We start from the raw sequence: 15,067 nt of genomic DNA, 5'->3' as shown, positions 1-15,067 counted from the left end.
GTCTCTTTCAATTCCAGAAAGACAGCGGTATAATGATTTGCAATTGTGTACGAGAGAACTTGTATAATGAGACAGTCATGATTAGAGTGTCGAGTTTAAAAATTAGAAAGCGTGAGGGATGTTACCATGTCCACAGTCAACAATAAACAGTCCACTTCTCCCGGTAATGCGGGATTCGTTCGTGGGACGATGCTCCTATCCGGTGCGTCACTGATTTCCCGCGCACTAGGTTTGATCTACCTCTTTCCATTCCAGTTCATGGTCGGTGCTACAGGTATCATGTTTTATACGTATGCCTACAACTATTACACGATCATGATTGGTGTCGCGACAGCGGGAATTCCCGTTGCCGTCTCAAAATTCGTCGCCAAGTATAATGCGCTTGGGGAATACGATACGAGTGAGCGATTGTATCGATCGGGTTTGAAAATCATGTCCTTGACCGGCGTTGTTTCTTTTCTCGCCTTATTCTTCCTCGCTCCGTATTTAGCCCACCGAGCGATTCCGGGTGGGGACGTCGATTCAGCGGCATACGTCGATGCCGTCACGATGACGATTCGAGGAGTCAGTTTTGCTTTACTCTTGATTCCGCCGATGAGTATGACGCGTGGATACTTCCAAGGATATCAATCGATGGGACCGACCGCGATTTCACAAATTTTAGAACAAATCGTCCGAATCATTTTCTTGCTCGCAGGAGTCAGCATCGCCATCTATCTCTTTGATTCTGGGGTAGCATGGGCAGCGACGATTGCAACATTCAGCGCATTTATTGGAGCAATCGGAAGTATAGTCGTTCTGATTTACTATTTCCGTAAACGTGCGAGTGGATTACGAGAACTCCGTGCAACTCAAACCGTCCGTTCGCCGGATCGCCCGTTAACGGATTTGTACAAAGAGTTGTTAGCCTATGCGATTCCAATCGTCATGGTAGGCGTTTCGACGCCGCTTTATCAAGTCATCGACCAGAATACGATGAATGCAGCATTACAAAGTATCGGTTATACACTCGAAGCGGCCGGAAACGCGACTGCCTATCTGATTGCGGATAGTCATAAGATCGTCTTGATTCCGGTGTCGGTCGCAACAGGATTGTCGTTGTCGGCAACTCCACTGTTGACAGCTTCCTTTACGCAAGGCGATATGCGGAAAGTACGGGCTCAAATCTCACAGATTTATCAACTCGTTTTCTTCGTGACGATTCCGGCAGTCGTCGGGATGATTCTCCTTAGTGAAGAAACGTTCCATGTGCTCTTCCCGAAAGATCAAGCGGCCTGGGTCTATTTATTAAGTTATGCGCCGAGTGCATTGTTCCTTGCCTTGTATTCTGTTACGGCAGCCGTCCTTCAAGGGATTAACCGTCAGTACTTCACGATCATCGCAACACTTGCTGGACTACTTGCGAAGTATCTCTTGAATGCGCCGTTGATTCATTTGACGGGTGATGGAACGGGTGCTGGTTATGCGACGATCATTGGTTATCTCGTTGCGACGGGATTGATGTTCTTCCGGATCACACAAACGGTGAAGTTCCCATTCAGTACGGTCTTGCGCCGGACATCTTTGATTCTAATCATCAGTGCATTGATGGGAGCAGGTGTTGCACTCGTGAAGTGGGGCATGGTGTCCTTCTTACCAGAGACGACATGGGCATCTCTGTTGATCCTGATCATTGGTGCGGCAGTTGGAATCGTGATTTTCGCTGGACTCTCGATTTGGAGTGGATTAGCAGAAGTCGTATTAGGACGTAAAATTTCATTGAAACGAGGACGAGGTCATGCGTCTAGATAAACTATTATCCAACATGGGGGCAGGCTCCCGAAAAGAAGTAAAACTTTTGCTCAAGGCAGGGGCAATTCAAGTCGATGGTGAGATCGTTCGTGATCCGAAACAACATGTCGATGTCGAGTCACAACAGGTTCTGATGTACGGCGAACCGGTCACGTATCAAAAATACATCTACTTGATGATGAATAAACCACCGGGTGTCATTAGTGCGACGGAGGATAAACGAGATGAGACCGTCATCGATCTGTTGTTTGAAGACGTGACGTATTTCAAACCGTTTCCGGTCGGACGACTTGATAAGGATACAGAAGGTTTGTTGTTACTGACAAACGATGGAGCGTTCAATCATGCCTTGATGTCTCCGAAAAAACACGTTGAAAAAACGTATTACGCGGAAGTGACAGGTGTATTGACGCAAGAAGACGTCGAGGCAATTGCGGCAGGCGTCACCTTAGAAGACGGTTATCAGGCAAAGCCAGGAAAACTCGTCATCTTATCGACGACAGAAACAGATTCAACGCTTGAATTGACGATCACGGAAGGGAAGTTCCATCAAGTCAAACGGATGATGCTTGCCCTAGGTAAAGAGGTCACGTTCTTGAAACGGCGCTCGATTGGTCGTTTAGAGCTTGATTCGGCACTTGCACTCGGGGACTACCGTGAACTGACACAAGAGGAATTGTCGTTATTTGATTGGCAACCTGAATAAGCAAAGCAAAAAGGCGGTGGAATGAATGTACATTCCATCGCCTTTTATTGTGGGATTTAATTATTGATTACGTAGTGCTTCTGCGATCGGATAAGGACCGCTGAGTACTTCGAATACACGAGATTGTGTCGGATGATCAATCAAGTGAACGAACAGCGCTGCCACATCGTCACGAGACACCTTACGATCTTCGTATGAATCAAAATGCTCTTTCGTTTCAACAGTACCTGTTGGGTCATCGTAGCTGAGCGGACCAGGACGGACGATTGTATAGTTGAGTCCACTTTCTTTGAGGTGAGCGTCTGCTGCTGCTTTCGATTCAAGATACACTTTTAGTTCGCCTTTCGGTTCTTCCGTACCGACTGAACTGAGCATCAGGAAACGATCGATCCCGTTGGCTTTTGCTGCATCGATGACTTTGATCGCACCTTCCTGATCGACGGCGCGTGTCAATTCGTCCGATGCGCCACCAGCACCCGCTGCAAAGATGACGACGTCCGCGTTACTGATGACGCCACTGACATCCTTCGTCAAATCCCCAAGTCTGACTTCAGATGCGCCGAGTGCAATCAAATCGTTGATTTGATTTTCTTCCCGTACGACCGCGATCGCTTGGTGATCTCCTTGTTTAGCGATCAATTCGACCATCTTGCGTCCTGTCGTTCCGTTTGCTCCAATGATTAAAATATTCATTCTCATCATCTCCTTCTCCCAATAGCTATACCCTACGTTTTAAAAAAGATAACAAAAAAAGACGCGAAGAATCGCGTCATCGAAAGATATACATAGTGAAACAGTGGATCAACCCGCTTGCTTTTGTTTCTTACTCGACGTCCATGTACCGCGTCGAGGGCTCACAATGAGATTGTTGTATTCAAGCACGTTCAAATCCCGCTGGACGGTCCTTGAAGTGATGCCAAACTCTTCAACCAACTCTGCTGTCGTAGTAGCTCCGTTCTCTTGGATGTAGAGATAGATCGATTTAATCCGGGTCAACATACGGTCTGTAGAATCTTTCATTGGTATAACCACTCCCCCAATGGATAGAATAGTGTTCTAAAGCTTCGGGTGACAAAAGACAATGCAATATCCAGTTGTTTCGCCTTTAGTATAACGTTTTGATATTAAAATGCAAGTAATTTAACCGAACGTTTTCATAAAAAATATATTCAAATGGTTTGTAAAGTCGATAATTTAGGTTTTATTTTAGATTAATGTTCGTCATTTCAATAAATAAAAAAGAAAACAGAATTTGGATGTTCGTATCTGAACGAATATTCGCTATACTAGGAAGGTGTATAGGAAACGAATCCAAAACCCGTAATGAAGGAGCGAAATCAGATGGTGAATTGGAAAGAGGAAGTACTCGCACGTCGCGAGGACTTATTAGAAGATTTAAAAGAATTATTACGGATTCCGAGTGTACTCGACGAATCCACGATCGAAGAGGGCGCGCCGTTTGGTCATGAAGTCAAACGTGCCCTCGATTGGATGCTCGCGACAGGGGAACGCGATGGGTTCACGACAAAAAATGTCGATGGGTATGCAGGACATTTGGAATATGGTCAAGGGGAAGAGTTACTCGGTATTCTTTGTCACTTAGACGTCGTACCAGCTGGTGGCGATCACTGGACATACGGTCCATTCAACCCGACGCTTGTAGATGGAAAACTGTATGCACGTGGAGCAATCGATGATAAAGGACCGACGATGGCAGCTTATTACGCTTTGAAAATCGTCAAAGAACTTGGCTTACCACTCTCGAAGCGCATCCGTCTGATTGCAGGAGGGGATGAGGAGAGTGAATGGCGTTGTGTCAATCATTACTTCAAACATGAAGAGATGCCCACACTTGGTTTTGCACCAGATGCCGACTTCCCGATCATCAATGCGGAAAAAGGACTCTATGATGGGTTATTGATTCAAGGGAAACCAGCGCAAGCATCTGATACAGGCTACCATCTCGTTCGTTTTGAAGGTGGCGAACGTCCGAACATGGTTCCAGGTCATGCCCAAGCGCTTCTTCGTGTCGTCGAAGTAGGAACGCTTGAGACGGATTTCCATGCTTATCTTGAAGAACAAGGTTTGACGGGAACAGTCAAGCAAGAAACGGAAGGTCTCATACTTGATGTCAATGGTGTCGCAGCCCATGCGATGGAGCCGGACAATGGTAAAAATGCTGCTTTACATTTGGCACGTTTCCTCAATACGCTTCACTTGGATTATAACGGTCGTCGTTACATTCAACTCGTGACGCATATGTTCCGGGATTCTCGCGGTGTAGCGATGGGTGTCGCTGCTTCAGACGAGACAGGTGACTTAACGATCAATGGCGGTGTATTCCGTTACGCCGAAGAGCAAGGAACGGCATCAATCAATATCCGTTACCCGTATACAGCAGACTTCACGGAACGTTTGCAAATCATCAAGGAAGCCGCGGCAGGATATGGTTTTGAATTGCAGACGCGGACGCACATGACACCGCACCATGTTGATCCAAACCATGAATTGATCAAGACGCTAAGTGCCGTCTATGAGCGCCATACGAACCAATCAGCTGATCTGATAGCAATTGGTGGCGGCACATATGCGCGTTCATTGACGGCGGGAGTTGCTTTTGGTCCAGTCTTCCCGGGTGGTCCTGAAGTTGCTCACCAAGTCGATGAATATGTTGATTTTGATGAACTATTGCTTGCTGTCGCAATCTATGCAGAAGCGATTTATGAGCTCGCAAAATAATGATTGATGATCCCCGCATCGTAAAGATGGGGGGATTGCTTCTTGAAAGGAAGTTCCGTGTGAAAAATCGTCAAACCTATCATTTCCAAGCCTTATATTTCTTTATTTTCTTTGGACAAGGAGCACTCATTCCGTATCTCGCGCTTTATTTCTCAAACGACGCGTTCGGACTGTCGGCTTCAGAGATTGGAACAATCGTTGCGATTGGACCGATTCTCTCCATTTTCCTACAACCTGTTTGGGGAATCGCGGCGGACCGACTCGGAAAACCGAAACGACTCTTGCTCGTCGCGATGCTTGCTGCCGGTATTTTTACACTCAGTTACTTATTGACGTCTGCTTATCTACTTTTATTATTGATTTCTTGCGTTTGGGCGTTGTTCCAGTGCGCGCATATTCCGCTCGTGGATACATTAGCGATCGAGTACACGCGAAAGCGTAAAGTGGATTACGGCGCTTTACGTCTTTTTGGCTCAGCAGGGTTCGCTTTAGCTGTTTTCATTCTTGGGCAAATCACTGAGGGTGGCGGACTAAATCTGATTTTTTATGCAACCGGTGCAGCATGGGTTCTCGGTTTCCTTGTGCTGATCGGTATTGAAGAGACGGGCAGCGTCCATGTTTCACATCAGCAACCCGTACCGTTAAAACAACTCTTCTCGAATCGACGCTTCTTGTTGTTCCTAGCAGGGGGGAGTTTGATCTTCGGACCCATCTTCGCCAACAATTATTACTTTGGCAGTTACGTCACGATTCGTGGCGAGACGACGGCACTCGTCGGAACATTATTCTTCGTCGCCGTTCTGTGCGAAATTCCGTTCATGCGCATCGCCTCGCGTCTGTTATTACGATTCGGAGCGATTCCGGTTCTTGTATTCGTTTCCTTGTTGTCGGCTGCGCGGACGGCGATGATTGCTTTAGAACTTCCAATCGTCATGCTGTGGGTATTATCTGCGATGCAAGGAATGATCGTTGGTCTGTTGATCCCTGTCGCCTTAGATTATGTGCGATCTCTCGTTCCAGAGACGATGGTCGCAACAGCCGTCAGTACATATATGGCGACGACGACGGGACTCGCGACAGCGTTGTTTAATCTGATGAGTGGTTTTGTACTCGAGGAGAGTACAATCTATACCGTCTTTTGGGTATATACAAGTAGTAGTATCCTAGGCGCGATTCTGTATGGTATCAGTGGTCGTATGAAGGAGTGAGCGCGACGATGAGACAAGAACGACACTTTTTCATTGCTTTGCCAATCCCTTCTAAAGATTTGGCAAATCTTGCTGAACGGTTATCGCTACCTGAGTACTTTCGTAACGTCTATACGTTAGAAGAGTATCATCTAACACTTCGTTTTTTCGGTCCATTGGAGGAAAAAGAACAGCAGTCGTGGAAACAGCAGTTACAGCAGATCGCGCGTACGATGGAACCGTTCGTGCTACGATTCGATCGTTTGATCACGTTCGGTCGGGATGAACGACCACGCGTCGTAGGATTTGGAACGGAATCGGAAGAATTGTTTCAATTAGTGGAACAGATTGATCCGAATTCGACCAGACCATTCGTTCCGCATGTCACGATCGCGAAAAAGTGGCGCGCTGAGGCAGCCGAATGGAAGACGAGTCCGATCCGATCAATAGAGTGGACTGTTCGTGAACTCGTTCTATTTGAAGTACGACCAGAGGTTTCACCGCGATATGAGCCGGTTTATCGGATTCATCTAGGTGAAGAGGAATGAGGTGATCCCCATCGCAATTTTGATGAAACTATATGACTTAGATAGTCGATTTGAAAAAAATCCGCTAGAGATGACGAAACGATTTGTTGAACACCAGGCACTTGATTATACGAACGTTTATCGCAAATGGGAGACAGGAGAATTGTTTCCAGGGGAGACGCTTATCCGTCCGAAGAAGTGGTGGCAAGTGATGAAAAAAAGTGAAGTCATTCAACTTCCGGGTAAACAATTATCTCGAAGAGCGTTTGATAAATGGTACAAAAAACGTCTCGAGTTACAAAAACTCTTGAACGTCGCTGGCGGAGCAGGGGAGGAGGACATTTGGCGGATTCCATTAAAACGTCATTTAGACTTCTATCAGATGTTGCATCTACTAAATGAACAATATGCGATGTTTTATCGGGCGGTCATTCACTATCAAGTCGGAGAAGTCGAGTTGAGTCCATTTGTCGTCGGTCCGTCCGCGATCTATATCATGGAATGGCTCGATGGTGAAGAGAGTATTTATCATATTCGACGAGATAAGTTGTGGCGGGAACAACCGTTCAAAGCATCTGTGAAACAGATTTTGAACCCGAATATCAGTTTAAAACGAACGGAAGACATTTTGCATACGATTCTTGGACGAGATTACGATTTACCGATCGAACGGGTCATCTTAGCTCCAAGTGGTTATTTTGATAAGATTCCAAAAGAAACGACGACGACGTATGTCAATAAAGTGGATTTTCCTAAATGGTTGAATCGTATGAATGGGAATGCGACTCATACAAAAGCTGCTCAAATGCGTGTGTGTGAAAAAATCCTAAAGGAAACCGTATCGATTTCGTTTCAAATGGCGATCCAAAGTGAGGAACAGTCACGCATTCAAGAGTAAGGGAGGGAGCGACGGCATTGTCGTTGCGAAAGAGATGACAAACCAAGAAGTAGCGATACCAGTGATCCGGGCGGAGTTCTCATCGTTCCAAAGCATCCGAGTCGAGGTCGAAGGCAATCCGTCAATCCACTGGTCGCTTGAATGTGATGGACAATCACTTGCGATCCAGCAAGTCGAAACACACCGTGAGGAACAACTGGTGATTTATGAATTGACGGTTCTGGAACCGGTCGAGCTCGAATGCCGATATGAGGTGTTCGGAGCAGGGAGGTCGATTCGCGTCGTTCCTGACCGGTTAGTCCGGACGGAAGCGTTCGAGCGCAAGTACCGTTACGAAGGGAAGCTCGGTGTCTGGGAAGAAAAGGGTACATTTCACTTTGCTGTTTGGTCACCGGTCGCAGAACGGATCATGTGTGTCGTGTACGATCAAGATGAACGGTTGCTCGGAAAGTACGAAATGGAGCGACACGAGCAAGGTGCTTATCATCTTCAACTGGAACAAGATATCGCAGAGTGCTGGTATCGGTATGAAGTGACGACATACCTTGGCACACAAGAGGTCGTTGATCCGTACGCTAGTGCGATATCGGAGAATGGTCGATACGGTGTCATCGTTGACGTCGAACGGACGATGACCAAGTGGTTCCCGAAGCGTGTCGCGCGTCCTCTGTTCGTCAAACCGTCAGACGCTGTCATCTACGAAGCGAATATCCGTGATTTCACGATCGATCACTCAGCTGGTTCAAGTTATCCGGGTCAATACACAGGGATGACGGAACGAGGAACGCGCTCTCCTCGAGGTCATGCGACGGGACTTGATTATCTCCTGGATCTCGGGATCACCCATCTGCAATTGCTACCAGTCCACTTTTTTGAGACGACCGATGAACGGACGCGGTCTCCATATAACTGGGGATACGACCCAATGCTTTGGTTCGGGCTAGCTGGGAGTTATGCGAGTTCGGTTGAACCACTCGTTCGCGTCAGAGAATACGCGGAAATGGTAGAGCGACTCCATGAAGCAGGCATTCGTGTCACATTCGATGTCGTCATGAATCACGTCTTCATTCGAGAACGCTCCTCTCTCGAACAGCTTGTCCCTGGTTATTATTTCCGCTACGAAGTAGACGGAACACTATCGAACGGAACAGGTGTCGGAAATGATACCGCATCTGAGCGATTCATGATGCGCCGTCTGATCGTTGACTGTTTGACGTACTTTGCTCGAGTCTACCGGATTGATGCCTTTCGATTTGATTTGATGGGGATTCATGATATTGAGACGATGAATGATGTTCGTGCGGCGCTCGATGCGATTGATCCAACGATTCTGGTGTATGGAGAAGGGTGGGATCTCGCGACAGCGTTACCGGAACGATTAAAGGCGATGAGTGCCTCCGCTGCGCAAATGCCGCGGATCGCCCATTTTAATGATGTGTTCCGTGACGCGTTAAAAGGATCGACGTTCAGTGAATTCGACCGAGGTTTCGTTGCGGGAGATGGCTGGAAGGAAGGGGAGGTCCGAAACGGGATTGCGGGAAGTGTCCATATCGACAATCAAACGTACGGACGTTTTCCGGAACCTACCTATTCCATCAATTACGTCGAGGCGCACGACAATCATACGTTATACGATAAATTAAAGTTATCTTGTCCAGAGGCAGATGAACAGCAATTATTGCGGATGAGTCGCCTAGCTCAGACGATTGCCTTGTTTGCGCAAGGGATTCCGTTTCTTCACGCAGGTCAAGAATTCTTACGCACGAAACAAGGTGTTGAAAACAGCTATAACGCACCAGACGAGATCAATCGAATGGACTGGGAACGGCGGGATGATCATCTGTCCCTTGTCACATACATCAGGACGATTTTGCAAATTCGTAGAATGCATGGCGGATTCCGGTTGCACCGAGCGAATCAGATTCGCGAGTTGCTTCATTTCATCGACTTACGTCCGGGTGTCATTGCTTATGAACTTGGAGCGGTCCACTCGTATGATGCATGGCAACGCACGCTCATCGTTTACAATACGACGCGCGAAATCGTTGAAGTCTCACTTGATCATTCGCGCTGGAATGTGCATGTACAAGGGGATGAGGCCTCGGTCGACCCGCTTCTGAAAGGTGTCGACAGGATTCAGGTCCTTCCGTTGTCAACGACGATCGCAACGTGTTAAGATAAGCATTGTGCCTTAGGCAAATCTACTAAAAAAGTTGAGCGGATTATAATGGAATTAGATATTTTAGATGCGCTTGGTGAAGGCTGGACCCTTACGCCAGCAGGTGGAATCACAGGAGAAGCGTACATCGCTTCAACCGGACAATCGAAGTTGTTTTTAAAACGAAATTCATCGCCGTTTTTGGCGATTTTATCCGCAGACGGAATCGTTCCGAAGTTATTATGGACGAAACGGATTTATAGTGGGGACGTCATCAGCGCCCAACAGTTCATTGAAGGCGACGAGTTAGAGCCCGAAATGATGGAACGTCCTGAAGTAGCACGTTTGCTTGGGAAAATCCATGATTCGAAGGAATTACTGTTCATGCTACAACAGCTTGACCAGCGCCCGATCGAACCTGATGAGTTATTGCGACAATGTCGTTTGTACTTTCAACCGGATGATTTAGAGGATCCGGAGCTCGTGGAACATGCGATGGTTTACCTCGAACAAAATCTGGAGCAGGTAAGAACGGATGAGCAGGTCGTTTGTCATTCAGATTTGAACCACAATAACTGGTTGACGGGAGCAGACGGTCAACTCTATCTGAACGATTGGGATGATGCGATTATTGCTGACCGTGCGTACGATCTTGGAATGATGTTATATAGTTATGTCGACGAAGCGGCTTGGCCAGAATGGTTCGAACATTATGGACATCCTTTGACGAGTGATCTGAAACAACGGATGCACTGGTATGTCGTAGCGCAAGCAGTATTGTCACTCTACTGGTATGAAGATACGCGTCATCCGGATGTCGACGACAGTTATCATTTTCTTGAACAGCTACTTGAATACTCAAACGACTAAAAAGCGTGTCATTCCGAAAGGGAACGACACGCTTTTTTGCTTAACCTTCAGCGATTTTAATTTCTTTTTCAATATCATGACTTTCGAGATCTGCCGATCGATAAGCCGCTGTCGTCGGTAGACGTAAATCAAGTTGCGGCTTTTCTTCGAATGTGACGGTGACGTTCTTAACTGTGTAGTTAAAGACGTGACCACCACCTGCGCGAGCAGCATCGATGAAATGAAGGTGATATCCGGCGACGGCGATACCGTGACCAAATCGTGGTGTATAGTATCCGGCAAGCGTTCCTTCCGTGTGCTCGAACGTACGAGCGCTTTGAGAAGCGACAGCTTCCGTGATTGGAACGAACGGTTTTTCCTGGCGTGCGACGGTGCGTGTCTGAACCTCCGTGAATGTTCCGTCAATCCGGATAGCATAAAAGCTATTGATCGTTGGGAGTTGTTCGTTCAGCCAGTGCTCAAACGTCGCTTTTGACATCTCTTCCGTCACGGTCAGGGTTTGTTCCGGCTCGAAACGGGTTAATGTCGCGAAAGGTGTCGTCGTCTCAGGTTGGAGCGGTCGAGCACTACCATCTGAGCGGAGTTGATAGAATTGACCATCGAATCCAATCATCTCACCGTCTAAGTGGTCAAACGTTCCGATACCGAAATCACGTTGATCAAGGACGGAAGCATACGTGACTTCACTCTCAAATACGCCGTCAAGCAGTGCCATCATCGTTGAAATCTGGACGAGTGTTTTATCGTGTGCCATGTGAATCCTCCTTAGTTCAATTGATCGAGATGAACTTGTTCTCCGAGCGCGATGTTGTCACGGTAATCGATCGGTACATCGACGATGACGGGACCGTCTGTCGCGAGTGCTTCATCCATGATTGCTGCGAGTTCCGAAGGATGATTGACGCGGAGTCCTTTTGCTCCAAAGCTTTCCGCATATTTGACGAGATCGACGTCACCAAATGACGTACCGGATTTCCGTTTGTATTTCATCTCTTGTTGGAACGCGACCATATCGAATCCGCTGTCGCGCCAGACGAAGTGGACAAGTGGTGAGTTCAAGCGGACAGCTGTCTCAAGTTCCATTGCAGAGAAGAGGAATCCGCCGTCACCTGAAATCGAGACAGCTTTTTTTCCTGGACGTACGAGTGTTGCCGCGATTGCCCAAGGAAGTGCGACGCCGAGTGTTTGCATCCCGTTACTAAAGAGAAGGTGGCGTGGTTCATATGAACGAAAATGACGTGCCATCCAGATATAGTGAGAGCCGACATCGACTGTGACCGTGACATCATCCGCAATTTTTTCGCGTAACGTCTTCATGAAATAAAGCGGGTGCGTCAATGGAGAATCCGCGACTGGGGGAACATCGCGATCAACAAGACGTTGATGTAATCCTTCGAGGAATTGCACGGAACTCTCAGGTAAAGTGAGTGGTTGCAGGCGTTTAGCGATCGCATCGACCGTTTTCGCCATATCACCGACAAGTTCACGGTCTGGACGATAGAAGTGGTCAATTTCAGCGCGCATTTGATCGATGTGGACAAGCGTGCGGTCGTGCGTCGGTTGGTTCCAGAATTTCGGATCATAGCCGATCGGGTCATATCCGATCGAGAGGACGAGATCCGCTTCTGCAAGTAACGCATCTCCTGGCTGATTACGGAACAATCCAACACGTCCGTAGAAATTCGATTCAAGTTCACGTGATAATGTGCCAGCTGCTTGGAATGTCTGAACGACAGGAATCGAGACGTTTTTGAGTAACGAACGAATCGCGTGTACGACATCTGGCTGACTCGCGCGCATACCGAGTAACAAGACAGGCAGCTTCGCATCTTGAATCAAGCGAGCCGTCTCTTCGACCCAAGCTTCTGGTGCAACACCGAGCTTCGGTGCTTCAACCGCACGGAATGCCGTGACGTTCGCTTCGCTCAATCCGACGTCTTGAGGGATACTAACGAAAGCAGCCCCGGAAGTCGTTTCTGCTGTACGGAAAGCATTGGATAATACTTCTGGAATGTTATCGGCATCTTGTACTTCCGCGCTGAAGTTCGTAATCGGTGTAAAGAGTGCCTGATTGTCCATCGACTGATGTGTTCGTTTTAAACGATCGGCCCGTGTGACAGCTCCGGCAATTGCGACAACAGGGTCACCTTCAGAGTTCGCCGTCACAAGACCAGTCGCTAAATTCGATGCCCCAGGACCAGATGTCACAAGGACGACACCCGGTTTGTCCGTCAAGCGTCCGATGGCTTGAGCCATGAAGGCAGCGTTTTGTTCGTGGCGTGCAACAATGAGTTCAGGTCCCCGGTCCTGTAACACATTGAAGACGGAATCGATTTTGGCGCCGGGAATACCGAAGATGTAATCGACACCCTGCTCGATGAGTGAATCGACGACGAGATCCGCACCTGTTTTCTTCTGTACTAATTCTTTTGAATCGCTGTTTTTATTTTCGTTCATTACAATTCTCCTTTTTACCAACGTTTTTGGTGTTCGATAGCTGTAATAAATTATCTGTTTCAAAAAAAGTATACATCTGTTTCATGGTAAAACCAACCTAAAATCATTTAGAAAATAAAAAAGTACCTTGTGTATGATTACACAAGGTACAGAGATTGCCCTTATTCGACGTCGACTTTTCCGAAAGTCGCCCAGACGAACAAAGCAGTGATTCCCAAGACGAGAACGATGGGAGATGCCCAACTAATCAAGAAATCATCCACAGTATAGCCCTCCTTTTCGGTTCTTACGTACCTTAAGTGTATTAGAATGCTCACTATTTCTCAAGTGACGAACTGCTGAACATTCTTCGATAGGAAACGAAGAAGTTCTTATATAATTACCCGAATCATGATAAACTTATCTGCGGATAATTTAAGTTTGGAAAGGATGAACGATAGTGCGTTTACGACATAAACCATGGGCGCAGGATTATATGAAGGAACAATCCTCGATCTATATAGCAGAACCAGCATCTCTTAAAGGAGCATGGGCTAGCGAGTTCAAGAATGATAACCCGATCTACATCGAAGTGGGATCAGGGAAAGGAGCATTCATTACCGGAATGGCGCACCAACACCCGGATATCAACTTCATCGCGATCGAACTATTCGAAAGCGTTGCCGTGACGATCGTTCAAAAATTGGTCGAAACACCACAATCGAACGTTCGCGTCTTGACGGTCGATGCAAAAGACTTACGTGATTACTTTGAAAAAGGTGAAGTGTCCCGCGTGTACTTGAACTTCTCTGATCCATGGCCAAAGACACGTCATGCGAAACGCCGCTTGACGTATAAAACATTCCTCTCGACATATGAAGATATTTTACCAGCGAAAGGTCAAATCCACTTCAAGACAGATAATCGGAAGTTGTTCGAATCGAGTTTGATGACGATGTCAGCATACGGCATGCGCTTCGACTGGATGTCACTTGATTTACATGCGAATGAACCGGAAGATAACGTCCGAACAGAGTACGAAGAGCGTTTTTCATCAATGGGTCAACCGATTTATCGGATGGAAGCAACGTACCAAAATTAATTTAGACAAAAAGTTTTCTTATTTTCCTGGTATTTCTTTCACACTTTTTTCTTATTAATTGGTACAATGTTGTTGACTGAAGAACTTGTACTTATAGGTAAAGGGGGAATTTGGGGATGTGGCAGAAAAGCTTAGCCTTCGTAACGGCGCTCTTTCTCGCATTAAGTATCGGTCAATCGGTACTTGCTGCGGTTGATACCTCAGAAATGACGAAAGCATTAGATGAGGAATTACCAACGACGCATTACGATTATAAAAAAGGTTCGGTCGAAATCGAGGATCCGAAGACGTTCACGAATGAAAAAGGAGAAGAAGTCATCGGCGGGATCGCTGTCATCGAGACAGTCCGTGACGGCATCTTCATCACAATCAAACGTGAAATCCACTTCTTCAATACCGATAGCGGTAAATTGTTGACGAGTGCCGATGCTGCAAAAGTTGATGGCGTAAAAGAATACATCGACGGTAACTCGGATAATCTTCAACAAAAAGTCGTCTACTGGTTACCGATGCTCTTGATGTTGTTGATCATCGCTGTACCAGCGGTCATCTTATACATCGTTGTTCCACGTCTATACTCGACGACGGAATACATGAACCCGATCTACGAACGCAACGACAACCCGCGTTAATTAAGAAAAAAAGCCTCTATC

General features: G+C 46.9%; 15 protein-coding genes. 10 read left to right on the top strand and 5 right to left on the bottom strand.

The genetic code is table 11. The features are described 5' to 3' along the window. Positions 1-126: 126 nt before the first annotated feature. Positions 127-1,791, top strand: a complete 1,665-nt coding sequence (locus tag EXW93_RS12025) for a putative polysaccharide biosynthesis protein (protein WP_174316498.1) — start codon at positions 127-129, stop codon at positions 1,789-1,791. Continuing rightward, on the top strand, positions 1,778-2,497 hold the full coding sequence (locus EXW93_RS12020; RefSeq protein ID WP_023469097.1) for a pseudouridine synthase: 720 nt from the start codon (positions 1,778-1,780) through the stop codon (positions 2,495-2,497). The genes EXW93_RS12025 and EXW93_RS12020 overlap by 14 nt, the downstream gene beginning before the upstream one ends. Positions 2,498-2,557: 60 nt before the next feature. On the opposite strand, the gene EXW93_RS12015 is transcribed toward EXW93_RS12020, so the two are convergent. Together EXW93_RS12015 and EXW93_RS12010 are read right to left on the bottom strand one after the other, a co-directional pair. Next, on the bottom strand, positions 2,558-3,190 hold the full coding sequence (locus tag EXW93_RS12015) for an SDR family oxidoreductase (RefSeq protein ID WP_174316497.1): 633 nt from the start codon (positions 3,188-3,190) through the stop codon (positions 2,558-2,560). A 108-nt stretch (positions 3,191-3,298) separates the two neighbouring features. After that, the gene (locus EXW93_RS12010) at positions 3,299-3,517 is read right to left on the bottom strand and encodes a DeoR family transcriptional regulator (protein ID WP_023469095.1); all 219 of its coding nucleotides are present in this window, start codon (positions 3,515-3,517) and stop codon (positions 3,299-3,301) included. 321 nt (positions 3,518-3,838) lie between these two features. Here EXW93_RS12010 and pepV point away from each other — a divergent pair, with 321 nt between their 5' ends. From pepV to EXW93_RS11980, 6 genes are read left to right on the top strand one after another with little or no spacing between them, the layout of a single operon-like run. Beyond that, entirely contained in the window at positions 3,839-5,236 is a 1,398-nt protein-coding gene (pepV, locus tag EXW93_RS12005; RefSeq protein WP_023469094.1) for a dipeptidase PepV, read from the top strand. A 59-nt stretch (positions 5,237-5,295) separates the two neighbouring features. Then, on the top strand, positions 5,296-6,444 hold the full coding sequence (locus EXW93_RS12000) for an MFS transporter (protein WP_023469093.1): 1,149 nt from the start codon (positions 5,296-5,298) through the stop codon (positions 6,442-6,444). Between the two features lie 8 nt (positions 6,445-6,452). Further along, positions 6,453-6,971: an RNA 2',3'-cyclic phosphodiesterase gene (gene thpR, locus EXW93_RS11995; RefSeq protein ID WP_035396473.1), complete on the top strand. Its 519-nt coding sequence runs from the start codon at positions 6,453-6,455 to the stop codon at positions 6,969-6,971. 1 nt (position 6,972) lies between these two features. Beyond that, positions 6,973-7,848 carry a hypothetical protein gene (locus tag EXW93_RS11990; RefSeq protein WP_241492304.1) on the top strand — a complete coding sequence of 292 codons (876 nt, stop codon included), beginning with the start codon at positions 6,973-6,975 and terminating at the stop codon, positions 7,846-7,848. Next, positions 7,820-10,024, top strand: a complete 2,205-nt coding sequence (gene pulA, locus EXW93_RS11985) for a type I pullulanase (RefSeq protein ID WP_371811165.1) — start codon at positions 7,820-7,822, stop codon at positions 10,022-10,024. Before EXW93_RS11990 ends, pulA begins: the two co-directional genes overlap by 29 nt. Positions 10,025-10,075: 51 nt before the next feature. Further along, positions 10,076-10,876 carry a phosphotransferase family protein gene (locus tag EXW93_RS11980; RefSeq protein WP_023469090.1) on the top strand — a complete coding sequence of 267 codons (801 nt, stop codon included), beginning with the start codon at positions 10,076-10,078 and terminating at the stop codon, positions 10,874-10,876. A 40-nt stretch (positions 10,877-10,916) separates the two neighbouring features. On the opposite strand, the gene budA is transcribed toward EXW93_RS11980, so the two are convergent. The 3 genes from budA to cydS form a co-directional block, all read right to left on the bottom strand. After that, positions 10,917-11,630, bottom strand: coding sequence for an acetolactate decarboxylase (budA, locus tag EXW93_RS11975; RefSeq protein WP_055968799.1), 714 nt, complete (start codon positions 11,628-11,630; stop codon positions 10,917-10,919). 11 nt (positions 11,631-11,641) lie between these two features. Next, positions 11,642-13,333: an acetolactate synthase AlsS gene (gene alsS, locus EXW93_RS11970; RefSeq protein WP_055968796.1), complete on the bottom strand. Its 1,692-nt coding sequence runs from the start codon at positions 13,331-13,333 to the stop codon at positions 11,642-11,644. Positions 13,334-13,494: 161 nt separating this feature from the next. After that, on the bottom strand, positions 13,495-13,596 hold the full coding sequence (gene cydS, locus EXW93_RS16685; RefSeq protein ID WP_023469087.1) for a cytochrome bd oxidase small subunit CydS family protein: 102 nt from the start codon (positions 13,594-13,596) through the stop codon (positions 13,495-13,497). Positions 13,597-13,772: 176 nt separating this feature from the next. Here cydS and trmB point away from each other — a divergent pair, with 176 nt between their 5' ends. Beyond that, on the top strand, positions 13,773-14,414 hold the full coding sequence (gene trmB, locus EXW93_RS11965; RefSeq protein ID WP_023469086.1) for a tRNA (guanosine(46)-N7)-methyltransferase TrmB: 642 nt from the start codon (positions 13,773-13,775) through the stop codon (positions 14,412-14,414). Positions 14,415-14,530: 116 nt separating this feature from the next. After that, positions 14,531-15,046, top strand: a complete 516-nt coding sequence (locus tag EXW93_RS11960; protein WP_055968794.1) for a hypothetical protein — start codon at positions 14,531-14,533, stop codon at positions 15,044-15,046. Positions 15,047-15,067: the final 21 nt, after the last annotated feature.

The sequence above is a fragment of the Exiguobacterium sp. JMULE1 genome (genome assembly GCF_013337175.1).
Classification (GTDB): domain Bacteria; phylum Bacillota; class Bacilli; order Exiguobacteriales; family Exiguobacteriaceae; genus Exiguobacterium_A; species Exiguobacterium_A indicum.
Note: the sequence above shows the minus strand (reverse complement) of the source record. Positions and strands in the feature narration are given on the sequence as shown.